This is a genomic window from Bradyrhizobium sp. DOA1 (assembly GCF_001593325.1).
GTDB lineage: Bacteria > Pseudomonadota > Alphaproteobacteria > Rhizobiales > Xanthobacteraceae > Bradyrhizobium.
This window is the reverse complement of the sequence record NZ_JXJM01000001.1, coordinates 134177-145059: the sequence shown is the minus strand read 5'-3', so window position 1 is coordinate 145059 and position 10883 is coordinate 134177. Positions and strand designations below refer to the sequence as shown.

At 64.6% G+C, this 10883-nt stretch carries 13 protein-coding genes and 1 pseudogene; 12 read left to right on the top strand and 2 right to left on the bottom strand.

The window, feature by feature from the left end:
• The 3 genes and pseudogenes from SE91_RS37370 to SE91_RS00655 form a co-directional block, all read left to right on the top strand.
• A pseudogene (locus SE91_RS37370) lies at positions 1-296 on the top strand (DEAD/DEAH box helicase); the annotation flags it as partial.
• Between the two features lie 25 nt (positions 297-321).
• The gene (gene infA / locus SE91_RS00660; protein ID WP_008546913.1) at positions 322-612 is read left to right on the top strand and encodes a translation initiation factor IF-1; all 291 of its coding nucleotides are present in this window, start codon (positions 322-324) and stop codon (positions 610-612) included.
• A gap of 266 nt (positions 613-878) precedes the next feature.
• Complete coding sequence (locus SE91_RS00655; RefSeq protein WP_008546915.1) at positions 879-1091, top strand: cold-shock protein; 213 nt, start codon at positions 879-881, stop codon at positions 1089-1091.
• 115 nt (positions 1092-1206) lie between these two features.
• On the opposite strand, the gene SE91_RS00650 is transcribed toward SE91_RS00655, so the two are convergent.
• A complete protein-coding gene (locus tag SE91_RS00650) occupies positions 1207-1704 on the bottom strand; it encodes a pilus assembly protein N-terminal domain-containing protein (RefSeq protein ID WP_008546917.1) in 498 nt (165 codons plus the stop codon).
• A gap of 150 nt (positions 1705-1854) precedes the next feature.
• Complete coding sequence (locus SE91_RS00645; protein WP_008546918.1) at positions 1855-2682, bottom strand: sterol desaturase family protein; 828 nt, start codon at positions 2680-2682, stop codon at positions 1855-1857.
• A gap of 268 nt (positions 2683-2950) precedes the next feature.
• Between SE91_RS00645 and SE91_RS00640 the strand changes: the two genes are divergently transcribed.
• From SE91_RS00640 to SE91_RS00605, 9 genes are all read left to right on the top strand, one after another.
• Positions 2951-3115, top strand: coding sequence for a Flp family type IVb pilin (locus tag SE91_RS00640; protein ID WP_008546920.1), 165 nt, complete (start codon positions 2951-2953; stop codon positions 3113-3115).
• A gap of 70 nt (positions 3116-3185) precedes the next feature.
• On the top strand, positions 3186-3332 hold the full coding sequence (locus tag SE91_RS36785; RefSeq protein WP_167520388.1) for a hypothetical protein: 147 nt from the start codon (positions 3186-3188) through the stop codon (positions 3330-3332).
• Positions 3333-3444: 112 nt separating this feature from the next.
• The gene (locus SE91_RS00635) at positions 3445-3969 is read left to right on the top strand and encodes an A24 family peptidase (protein WP_060737983.1); all 525 of its coding nucleotides are present in this window, start codon (positions 3445-3447) and stop codon (positions 3967-3969) included.
• Between the two features lie 128 nt (positions 3970-4097).
• Complete coding sequence (cpaB, locus tag SE91_RS00630) at positions 4098-4895, top strand: Flp pilus assembly protein CpaB (protein WP_008546932.1); 798 nt, start codon at positions 4098-4100, stop codon at positions 4893-4895.
• A complete protein-coding gene (locus SE91_RS00625; protein WP_156489392.1) occupies positions 4892-6382 on the top strand; it encodes a type II and III secretion system protein family protein in 1491 nt (496 codons plus the stop codon). The genes cpaB and SE91_RS00625 overlap by 4 nt, the downstream gene beginning before the upstream one ends.
• A gap of 19 nt (positions 6383-6401) precedes the next feature.
• The gene (locus SE91_RS00620; protein WP_061846213.1) at positions 6402-7136 is read left to right on the top strand and encodes a CpaD family pilus assembly protein; all 735 of its coding nucleotides are present in this window, start codon (positions 6402-6404) and stop codon (positions 7134-7136) included.
• On the top strand, positions 7133-8401 hold the full coding sequence (locus SE91_RS00615; RefSeq protein WP_061846212.1) for a CpaE/TadZ family protein: 1269 nt from the start codon (positions 7133-7135) through the stop codon (positions 8399-8401). Before SE91_RS00620 ends, SE91_RS00615 begins: the two co-directional genes overlap by 4 nt.
• A gap of 20 nt (positions 8402-8421) precedes the next feature.
• Positions 8422-9891: a TadA family conjugal transfer-associated ATPase gene (locus SE91_RS00610; RefSeq protein WP_061846211.1), complete on the top strand. Its 1470-nt coding sequence runs from the start codon at positions 8422-8424 to the stop codon at positions 9889-9891.
• A 10-nt stretch (positions 9892-9901) separates the two neighbouring features.
• Positions 9902-10879 carry a type II secretion system F family protein gene (locus SE91_RS00605; protein WP_060737179.1) on the top strand — a complete coding sequence of 326 codons (978 nt, stop codon included), beginning with the start codon at positions 9902-9904 and terminating at the stop codon, positions 10877-10879.
• Positions 10880-10883 lie beyond the last annotated feature (4 nt).

The window sequence follows — 10883 nt, the reverse complement described above, 5'->3', positions numbered from 1 at the left end:
GCCGCCATGGCGCCGGCAAGCAGGGCGACGGGCGACATGTTGACGGAAGGCACGGCGAAGGCCGCCATGCCGAGGGCAGACCTGTTGATGGCAGGCCCAACGAAGGCCACAGGGCCGCGAAGGGGGCTCGCCGTCGTCACGGTTCCGGTGGTAAGGTGAATTCCTCACCAACCGATCGGTCGGAACAGCGTCCCGCGCATAGCGCCGGCAAGCCTGATGGAATACAAGGCGTTGCCTTTTTGCGTCGCGAGAGTCGTCCCAACGGCCGACCGAACCGCAACCCTCATTCGCACTAGCCGTCCACGACCTGGAGACAACCACATGGCTAAGGAAGAGCTGATCCAGTTCGAAGGACTGGTCACCGAAATCCTCCCCGACGCCCGCTACCGCGTGCAGCTCGACGCCGGACACGAGATCGTTGCCTACACCGCCGGCAAGATGAAGAAGAACCGCATCAAGACACTCGCGGGCGACCGCGTGACAGTAGAGATGTCGCCTTATGACCTCGAGAAGGGCCGGCTGATTTTCCGTCACAAGGACGAACGCCCCGCGACGGCCGGCGGTCCGCCGCGAGGTGGCCCGCAGCGCGGCGGCCAGTTCCGCCGCCGCTGATCGCCTCTCGACGCGCGAGCGCGAACGCAAAATTCCGATCTGCATGCTGATCCGCCGTGACATCACGGCGGATCAAGAAATCTTGCACGTCCGGATTGTCTGTAGGCCCTAATTCCGATAAAATGAATTAATCGATTTTCGGCCGGACGACATTAGCATCCACCGGTACAGCCGGTTCAGACACGCTGACGACCCTTCCAAAATTCGATCTAACCAGCCTGCGCGAGCCGGCTTTTGCATTGTGTATCTGAGAAGGGACTACCCCCGTGAGCATGGGAACCGTGAAGTGGTTTAACTCGACCAAGGGCTTTGGCTTCATCCAGCCCGACGATGGCGGCAACGACGTGTTCGTTCACATCAGCGCCGTCGAGCGCGCCGGCCTCGGCACGCTGCAGGAAGGCCAGAAGATCTCCTACGAGATCGTGGCCGACCGCCGCTCCGGCAAGTCGGCAGCGGACAACCTCCGCGCCGCCGGTTGAGCCCGCCGGGCCCAGTGCCCGGACCGGCTTGAGCGAGCCAAGGAATCAAGAAGGCCGTGCGCGACGCACGGCCTTTTTCATGTCCTAACTACCGAGCGATGAGGATTCACCGCGTTTAGTTGGTCTTGGCGCCTGCGCCGGCAGTGCCGCTGGCATTGTTGCTCAGCGAACCCGCCTGGCTCATCGTGTTGTTGAAGTAGGTGTCGCTGTCGCCGAGCGTCACACGACGCTGACAAAGCGGCATGCAACTGTAGGACTCGCGCTCTATCCCGCGATAGACGGTGACGAGCCGATCGCTCGGACCTTCGACCTGGATCTGGCGGTCGACCAGGATCTCGCCGGCCCGGTCGAGCGCGATGAAATTGGTGGCACCATAGCCCTTCCCGGTCACGACGATCATGCCGCCGGGCTGGAGCGTGACGTCCGCGATCAGCGGATTGCCGACGACGATGGTTGCGACCTTGCCAGGGAGACGGACCAGCTTGGCCTGGTCGACATTGACCGCAATGGTATCGGCGGTGGGCTCGGCAAGCCCGGCACCTGACGAGGCCAGCACCGCAGCCGCAACCAGAAGGCAGACGCGCGCCTGACGGCGCAGCAACTCTTTACGCATACACTTACCCCCGGGACGTCACAAACCGGCAGAAACGATGAGATCACAGCGGAGCCGGTGCCCGACCCCGCTAACCTGCCCTCAATTCGTGAACGTTCCGCAAACTCGCGGATGATTGTTTGAAGCGACCGGCGCTTCGTGGCGGCAGGGCTACTGGCGGAACGGAAAAGCGATCTGGCCGCCGAACTCCTTCGGCATGGTCGCTTCGTCCTTGCCGTAATCCTGGGGAAGCCGGCCCTGCGGCATACGGAAGGTGCCGAACAGCACGTCCCAGATCGGGAACGTCCCGGCAAAATTGGTGTTGCCGCCCTCTTCGATCGAGGTGTGGTGCCAACGATGGAACACCGGCGTCGCCAGCAAATATCTGAACGGCCCGAAGGTCCAGTTCAGATTGGCGTGCACGAAGGCCGAATGGAAGGTGGTGAACGGGCCAAGCCAGATCATGACGTTCGGGGAGATACCGGCCATCAGCAGCACCACGTCGACGCCGATCGTCCCGAGCACGAGATTGACGGGATGGAAGCGTGCCGCGGAGATCCAGCCGATCTCCTCGGAGGAGTGATGAATCGCGTGGTACTTCCAGAAACCGCCATCATGGAAAAGCCGGTGCAGCCAGTACAGCATGAAGTCGGACAGCACCAGGAACAGCACCGCCTGTGCCCACAGCGGCAGCTGCGCCAGCGGGCCATGGCCGTTGTCGTAGAAGGCGATGAGATCGTCGGCGTCGTGGATGTTGAAGACGACGCCGGCGCCGACGATCAGCAGCCCGATCCGCATCGTGCGGGCAAACACGGGTACGAAGAACCAATAGCAGATGTCGGTGAGGATCTCGCGCTTGCGCCACCAGGGCGCGCCGGGATTGCAGGCCCAGAAATGCTCGAGCACGGTGAATACCGCAGCGAGCACCAGCGTGACGGGAAGCATCTTCTGGATGGTCTCGCCGAGCATCAGGGCGACTTGCATGGGCAGGCTCGACATCGTCGCCTCACTTCGGAATTGCTGTCCAGCCTAGGCGTACTCCGCGAAATTTAAGGGAGGGTGAAGCCGGCGGCGTGCGTGCGCCGGATTCGGCGCAGGACCGAATTTCAACTCCGCCCTTAAGGTGAAATTCACTCTGGCCAAAAGCATCGCACAAGGCGCGGGTTTGCGCGATCGAATTAACTCTACCGAAAGAGCTCGGCTCACATGTTCGTCGCGTCAACGACAGCGCCGAACGAGGCGATCCCAACCAGACGGAGTTTTGTTCATGAAGAACCTGATTGCGCGTTTCGCCAAGGATGAATCCGGCGCCACCGCCATCGAATACGGTCTGATCGCCGCCGGCATCGCGCTGGCCATCATCACCGTGGTCAACAACCTCGGCAGCACGATGAACACCAAGTTCGGCTCGATCAGCTCCTCGCTGAAGTAAGCGACCGACGAGCGACTGCAAAAGCCCCGGACCTCCGGGGCCTTTGTTTTTCTGAAGACGGCGAGTTCCAGTGGCGTTGCGCGAGTACAGAACCAGGGCCGCAGTCGCGGCGAACGAGGCGGAGGCGGCACATGCCGGCTCGCCGGCCTATTGGGTCTGCCTTGCGCTGTTGCTCGCGACGGCCGTGCTCGCCGTGCGCATTGCCAGCCTCTGGTGAGCACGTTTTCGCCGGAGCCGCTGCCCGGCTGCCGTTGTCGGTTTGTTTAGCACTGCGGGCTAGCATGCCTGGCGCCAGCTTCCGCGAACAACCAGGCCTCAAGACGCAGCCCATGATCCTCGACCTTGCGCGCCTTATGCTCTTCCCGGCCCTCATGGCCTTCGCCGCGGCGAGCGATCTCTTCACGATGACGATCTCGAACCGCGTATCGCTGGTCCTGGTCGCAGGCTTCTTCGCCCTCGCTGCCGCCGGTGGCATGGCACCTTACGAGATGCTGAGCCATGTCGGTGCCGGCGCACTTGTGCTGGTCGTGGCCTTCGGCTGCTTTGCGATGGGCTGGGTCGGCGGCGGCGATGCCAAGGTCGCGGCCTCCGTCGCGCTCTGGTTCGGCTTTGCCCATCTGATGAACTTCCTGCTCTACGCCTCACTGTTCGGCGGAGCGCTGACGCTGCTCCTGCTCCAGTTCCGGCAATGGCCGCTGCCCTACGGGCTGGCCGGCCAGGCCTGGCTCGCACGGCTGCACGCCAAGGAGAGCGGCATTCCCTACGGCATCGCGCTCGCGCTGAGCGCGTTGATGGTCTACCCGGAGACCGAATGGGTGAAGGCGATCGACCTCGCTCACCTCGCACTGCGCTGAACGCACTGGGGTAACCCTGCGTTAAGGCGATTTAGATACGCCTCATTAACCATGCTTTGACGAATAGCTGGTCAACTGCCGATTACGGCGGCGGCAGCGTCGCGGCGTCTTGTTGGAAAGTGAAGCGTATGAATAGGGCACGCATTGTCGTCCTGACGGTCGCCATCTGCGCCGGCGGCGTCGCCGCGTACCTGGCGAGCGGCTCGGACAATTCTGCGCCGCCTCCAGCTCCGGTCGCGCAGCTTCCGACCGTCGACGTCCTCGTCGCCAAGAACGACATCGGTCTCGGCCAGACCGTCAAGCCGGAAGACGTGCAATGGCAGACCTGGCCGGCCGCGACCGCCAGCGCCGCCTTCATCCGCCGCAATGAACGTCCCGAGGGAGTGACCCAGGTGACCGGCTCGATCGCGCGCGCTCCCTTCATTCAGGGCGAGCCCATCCGCGACCAGAAGCTGGTCAAGACCGAGGGCTCCGGCTTCATGGCGGCAATCCTGCCGACCGGCATGCGGGCGATCTCGACCGAAATCTCGCCGGAGACCGGCGCCGGCGGCTTCATCCTGCCCAACGACCGCGTCGACGTGATCCTCACGCGCCGCCTCAAGAATCCCGACCAGAGCAACGGCGCCCCCGACATTATTACCTCCGAGATCATCCTGGCCAACATCCGTGTCCTCGCCATCGATCAGGCGCCGAAGGAGAAGGACGGCCAGAACACGGTGGTCGGCAAGACCGTGACCTTGGAACTCAATGCCGCGCAGACCCAGGCGCTCTCGTCGGCCCGCCAGGCCGGGACGCTGTCGCTGGCGCTACGCAGCATAGCCGACGTCAAGGTGAGCGAGATCACGCTCGATGACTCCGCGCAGAAGCGCGACGGCGTTTCGATCATCCGCTACGGCATTCCGAGTCAGACGGCAAAAGCACGATGAAGACAGTCGATATCAAGCACAGGGCAAACACGGTGACGATGCGAACCTCGGTGGTTCGCGCTCTGTCGTTTTCGGCCGCTCTTGCGCTGGCGCTCAACCCGGTGCTGCCTCCCGCGGTCGCTGCCGACTACCGCCCGGTTGCCCCGATCGCGGCCGACGGCCAGATCAACGCGCGCTTCCTCTCGCTCGGCGTCGGCAAGTCCGTCGTGATCGACCTGCCGCGGGACATCAAGGACGTTCTGGTCGCCGATCCCAAGATCGCCAATGCGGTGGTCCGCTCGGCGCAGCGCGCCTACATCATCGGCGCGACCGTCGGCCAGACCAACATCGTGTTCTTCGATTCCGCCGGCCAGCAGATTGCGGCCTATGACATCGCGGTCAAGCGCGACCTCAACGGCGTGCGGGCCGCGCTGAAGCAGATCCTGCCGAACTCCGACATCCAGATCGACGGGCTCGGCGACGGCGTCGTCCTGAGCGGCACGGCGGCGAACCCGCTGGAGGCGCAGCAGGCGAACGATCTCGCCGCGCGACTGGCCGGCGGCGCCGACAAGGTTGTGAGCTCGATCGTGGTCCGCGGCCGCGACCAGGTCATGCTGAAGGTGACGGTCGCCGAAGTCCAGCGCAATATCGTCAAGCAGCTCGGCATCGACCTCTCCGCGAACCTGAACTACGGCACCTCGGTGGTGAGCTTCACCAACTCCAACCCGTTCACCGCCCTCGGCCGCAATCTCGTCGACGGCAACAACCTGACCACCAAGTTCGGCGCGACGCCGAGCGTGCAGGCCACCTTGCGCGCGATGGAGACCGCGGGCGTGATCCGGACGCTGGCCGAGCCGAACCTGACCGCGATCTCCGGGGAGTCCGCGACCTTCATCGCCGGCGGCGAATTCCCGGTGCCGGCAGGCTATGCGTGCGATCCCGTCACGCATGTCTGTACCACCCAGATCAGCTTCAAGAAGTTCGGCATCTCGCTCAACTTCACGCCGATCGTTCTGAGCGAAGGCAAGATCAGCCTGCGCGTGATGACGGAAGTCTCGGAGCTGTCGAACGAGAATTCGATCACGCTGTCCCAGGCCGTGAGCGCGAATTCGGTGAACTCGCTGACGGTGCCCTCGATCCGGACGCGCCGCGCCGAGACCTCGCTGGAAATTCCCTCGGGCGGCGCGATGGCGATGGCCGGCCTGATCCAGCAGCAGACCAAGCAGGCCGTCAGCGGATTGCCGGGGCTGATGCAGCTCCCGATCCTCGGCACGCTGTTCCGCAGCCGCGACTTCGTCAACAACGCGACCGAGCTGGTCGTGATCGTGACGCCCTATGTCGTTCGTGCGGTCGCGCAGAAGGATCTGTCGCGCCCGGATGACGGCTTCTCCGCGCCTGCCGATCCGCAGGCCCAACTGATCGGCAACATCAACCGCATCTACGGTGTGCCGAACCGGACCGAGCCGGCCAGAAACTACCGCGGCACCTACGGCTTCATCACCGACTGAGGCGAACGGGGACTTCACGATGAACACAAGACCACCCCAGCTTCGCAAGCGCGCCCTATGCCTCGGTGGCGCGCTCGTCGGCATGGCGCTCGCCCTCGGCGGCTGCCAGCACGACGAAGCGCTCACCGCCTCCATTCCGGACGACTACAAACAGCGCCATCCGATCGCGGTCGAAGAGCAGAACCGCTCGATCGTCGTTTTCGTCGGCCATGCGCGCGGGGGCCTCACCGCCGCCCAACGCGCGGACGTGATGGGGGTCGCGTCGGCCTGGCTGCAGGAGGGGACCGGCGCCATCCGTATCGACGTGCCGTCCGGCACGCCGAATGCGCGTCCGGTGGCGGACACCATGCGTGAAATCCAGGCGATGCTGGCGGCGGCGGGCGTTCCGCCCCGCGGCATCGTCGCTCGTCCCTATCAGCCGGAAGACAAGCGCTTCCTGCCGCCGATCCGGCTCACTTACTCGAAGATCGCCGCCGTCGCGGGTCCCTGCGGCCTGTGGCCGGAGGACATCGGTCCCTCGCTGAAGAACAAGCGTTGGTTCGAGAACAAGGACTATTACAATTACGGCTGCGCCTATCAGCGCAATCTCGCTGCGATGGTCGCCAATCCTTCGGATCTCGAGCAGCCAAGGCCTGAAACGCCGTCCTACACGGCGCGCCGCACCATGTCCTTCGAGAAATACCGCAAGGGCACGACGACGGCGACCACTTATCCCGAGGCCGACAAGGCCAAACTCAGCGACACCGGCAAATGATCAGCTACGCTCGCCAACCTCAAGAAGAGCAGCCGGAGACTCCGCCGCCACCTGTCGAGGAGCATATTGCACCCTCGCCGCGTGTCTCGGTGCAGGCCTTCTGCGAGACCGTGGAGACCGCGGCCGCGGTGCAGTCGGCCGGAGAGGATCGCCGTCTCGGCAAGGCCCATCTGAAGATCCAGATGGGCGGCATGGCGGCGGCGATCGAAGCCTATCGCCCTGCCCCGACGCCGAACGTGATCGTGCTCGAGAGCGACGGCCGCAACGACATCCTGGGCGGGCTCGACCAGCTCGCCACTGTCTGCGACGCCGGCACCCGCGTGGTCGTGATCGGCCGCATCAACGACGTCATGCTCTACCGCGAGCTGGTGCGCCGCGGCGTCAGCGACTACGTGCTCGCGCCGGTCGGCGCGATCGACGTCGTGCGCTCGATCTGCAACCTGTTCTCGGCGCCCGAAGCCAAAGCGGTCGGCCGCATCATTGCCGTAGTCGGCGCCAAGGGCGGCGTCGGCGCGTCCACCATCTCGCACAACGTGGCCTGGGCGATCGCCCGCGACCTTGCGATGGACGCGGTCGTCGCCGATCTCGACCTCGCCTTCGGCACGGCCGGCCTGGACTACAACCAGGACCCGCCACAGGGAATTGCCGACGCCGTGTTTTCTCCCGATCGCGTCGACACGGCCTTCATCGACCGCCTGCTGTCGAAATGCACCGACCATCTCAGCCTGCTGGCGGCGCCCGCGACGCTCGACCGGGTCTATGATTTCGGCTCCGATGCGTTCGATTCCGTGTTCGACACGCTGCGCTCCACCATGCCTTGCATCGTGCTCGACATTCCGCACCAATGGTCGGGCTGGACCAAGCGCGCCCTGGTCGGAGCCGACGACATCCTGATAGTGGCCGCGCCCGATCTCGCCAATCTGCGCAACACCAAGAATCTGTTCGACCTGCTGAAGGCCTCGCGCCCGAACGACCGGCCGCCGATCTACTGCCTGAACCAGGTCGGTGTCCCGAAACGGCCCGAAATCGCCGCCGCGGAATTCGCCAAGGCGATCGAGAGCCAGCCGGTCGCCTCGATCCCGTTCGAGCCGCAGATTTTCGGCTCGGCGGCCAACAACGGCCAGATGATCGCGGAGATCTCGGCCAACCACAAGTCGATCGAGATGTTCCTTCAGATCGCCCAGCGCCTCACCGGCCGCAGCGAGACGAAGAAACAAAAGTCGTCCCTGTTTTCACCCCTGATTGAGAAGTTGCGGGGAAAATAGCCGCCGCATGGAGTTGTTAAGTGTTCGGTAAGCGTAGCGGAACAGACACCGACTTGCGGGCTCCCGAGCCCGGCGCCGTGTCGCCCGAGCCTTCCCTGGCTCCGGCGCCGACGGTGTCGCGCGCCCCGCCCCCGCCGGCCGTCGCATCGCCGCCGCTTGCCCCTGCCAAGGCCCCGCCGCCTCCCCCCATGGAGAGCCGGCGCTCGGACAATTACTACGAGGTCAAGGCGACCATCTTCGGCGCGCTGATCGAGGCCATCGACCTCGCGCAGCTCGCCAAGCTCGATTCGGAGTCCGCGCGCGAGGAAATCCGCGACATCGTCAACGAGATCATCGCGATCAAGAACATCGTGATGTCGATCGCCGAGCAGGAAGAGCTGCTCGACGACATCTGCAACGACGTGCTCGGCTACGGCCCGCTGGAGCCGCTGCTCGCGCGCGACGACATCGCGGACATCATGGTGAACGGGGCCGGCACCGTCTTCATCGAAGTCGGGGGCAAGATCCAGCGCACCGGCATCCGCTTTCGTGACAACCAGCAGCTCCTCAACATCTGCCAGCGGATCGTCAGCCAAGTCGGACGCCGCGTCGACGAATCCTCGCCGATCTGCGACGCGCGCCTCGCCGACGGCTCCCGCGTCAACGCCATCGTGCCGCCGCTGGCGATCGATGGCCCCGCCCTCACCATCCGAAAGTTCAAGAAGGACAAGCTGACGCTCGATCAGCTCGTCAAGTTCGGCGCGATCTCGCCTGAAGGCGCCGAGATCCTCCAGATCATCGGCCGCGTCCGCTGCAACGTGCTGATCTCCGGCGGTACCGGCTCGGGCAAGACCACGCTGCTCAACTGTCTGACCAACTACATCGAGCACGACGAGCGCGTCATCACCTGCGAGGACGCCGCCGAACTCCAGCTCCAGCAGCCGCATGTGGTGCGGCTCGAGACGCGTCCGCCCAACATCGAAGGCGAAGGCCAGGTCACCATGCGCGAGCTGGTGCGCAACTGCCTGCGTATGCGCCCCGAGCGCATCATCGTCGGCGAAGTCCGCGGACCCGAGGCGTTCGACCTGCTACAGGCTATGAACACGGGCCATGACGGCTCGATGGGCACGCTCCACGCCAACAATCCCCGCGAGGCGCTGTCGCGCTGCGAATCCATGATCACGATGGGTGGCTTCTCGCTGCCGTCGCGCACCATCCGCGAGATGATTTGCGCCTCCATCGACGTCATCGTCCAGGCCGCGCGCCTGCGCGACGGCTCGCGCCGCATCACGCACATCACCGAGGTGTTGGGCATGGAAGGCGACACCATCATCACGCAGGACATCTTCCTCTACGACCTGATCGGCGAAGACGCCAACGGCAAGATCATCGGCAAGCACCGCTCGACCGGCATCGGCCGCCCGAAATTCTGGGAACGCGCCCGCTATTACGGCGAGGAAAAGCGTCTCGCCGCCGCGCTCGACGCCGCGGAATCGGCACCGCCGAATTGAGCAGGTCGCCATGAACATTCAGGTCCTCGCCCTCGCCTTTCTCGCCACTGCCGCCGTCGGCGGCATCGCCTGGGTCTTCCTCTATCCACTGCTGTCCGGAGAGCGGAAGGCCGAAAGCCGCCGCGCCTCGATCGCGCGCGCCGACGCGCCCGCAGCCAAGCAGTCCGAGAAGAACCAACGATCGCGTCGTGAGCAGGTCGAGACCTCGCTCAAGGATCTCGAGGCGCGGCGTCAGCAGGAAAAGAGCGTTCCGCTCAGCGTCCGCATCTCGCAGGCAGGGCTCGACTGGACCCCGCAGAAATTCTGGGTCGTGTCCGCCGTCGTGGCAGGCCTGCTGTTCGCCGCGGCGATGTTCGTCGGAGGCGGCTTGCTGGGCGCCGCCGGCCTCGCTTTTGCCGGCGGCTTCGGCCTGCCGCGCTGGGCGCTGAACTTCCTGAAGAAGCGACGCGAGACCAAGTTCCTGGCGGCGCTTCCCGACGCGGTCGACGTGATCGTCCGCGGCATCAAGGCGGGTCTGCCGCTGTTCGACTCGATCAAGGTCGTCGCGGCCGATGCACCGGAGCCGCTGCGCAGCGAGTTCCTGGCCATCATCGAGACGCAGGCGATCGGCATGCCGCTCGGCGAGGCCTGCTCACGGCTCTATGAACGCATGCCACTGCCGGAGGCGAACTTCTTCGGCATCGTGATCTCGATCCAGCAGAAGTCGGGCGGCAACCTCTCCGAAGCGCTCGGCAACCTCTCCAAGGTGCTGCGCGACCGCAAGAAGATGAAGGAGAAGATCCAGGCGATGTCGATGGAAGCCAAGGCTTCGGCCGGCATCATCGGCTCGCTGCCCCCGATCGTTATGTTCCTCGTCTATCTCACCACGCCGCACTACATCTCGCTGCTTTGGACCCACCCCACCGGTCAGCTCATGCTGGTCGGCTGCGTGATCTGGATGTCGATCGGCATCATGGTGATGAAGAAGATGATCAATTTCGATTTTTGACGGT

Excerpts from the sequence above, each read along its gene's own strand:
- SE91_RS00620 (WP_061846213.1), top strand. The coding sequence starts at position 6,402 with ATGAACACAAGACCACCCCAGCTTCGCAAGCGCGCCCTATGCCTCGGT.
- SE91_RS00635 (WP_060737983.1), top strand. The coding sequence starts at position 3,445 with ATGATCCTCGACCTTGCGCGCCTTATGCTCTTCCCGGCCCTCATGGCC.
- SE91_RS00625 (WP_156489392.1), top strand. The coding sequence starts at position 4,892 with ATGAAGACAGTCGATATCAAGCACAGGGCAAACACGGTGACGATGCGA.
- SE91_RS00650 (WP_008546917.1), bottom strand. The coding sequence starts at position 1,704 with ATGCGTAAAGAGTTGCTGCGCCGTCAGGCGCGCGTCTGCCTTCTGGTT.
- cpaB (WP_008546932.1), top strand. The coding sequence starts at position 4,098 with ATGAATAGGGCACGCATTGTCGTCCTGACGGTCGCCATCTGCGCCGGC.
- infA (WP_008546913.1), top strand. The coding sequence starts at position 322 with ATGGCTAAGGAAGAGCTGATCCAGTTCGAAGGACTGGTCACCGAAATC.
- SE91_RS00640 (WP_008546920.1), top strand. The coding sequence starts at position 2,951 with ATGAAGAACCTGATTGCGCGTTTCGCCAAGGATGAATCCGGCGCCACC.
- SE91_RS00615 (WP_061846212.1), top strand. The coding sequence starts at position 7,133 with ATGATCAGCTACGCTCGCCAACCTCAAGAAGAGCAGCCGGAGACTCCG.
- SE91_RS00605 (WP_060737179.1), top strand. The coding sequence starts at position 9,902 with ATGAACATTCAGGTCCTCGCCCTCGCCTTTCTCGCCACTGCCGCCGTC.
- SE91_RS00645 (WP_008546918.1), bottom strand. The coding sequence starts at position 2,682 with ATGTCGAGCCTGCCCATGCAAGTCGCCCTGATGCTCGGCGAGACCATC.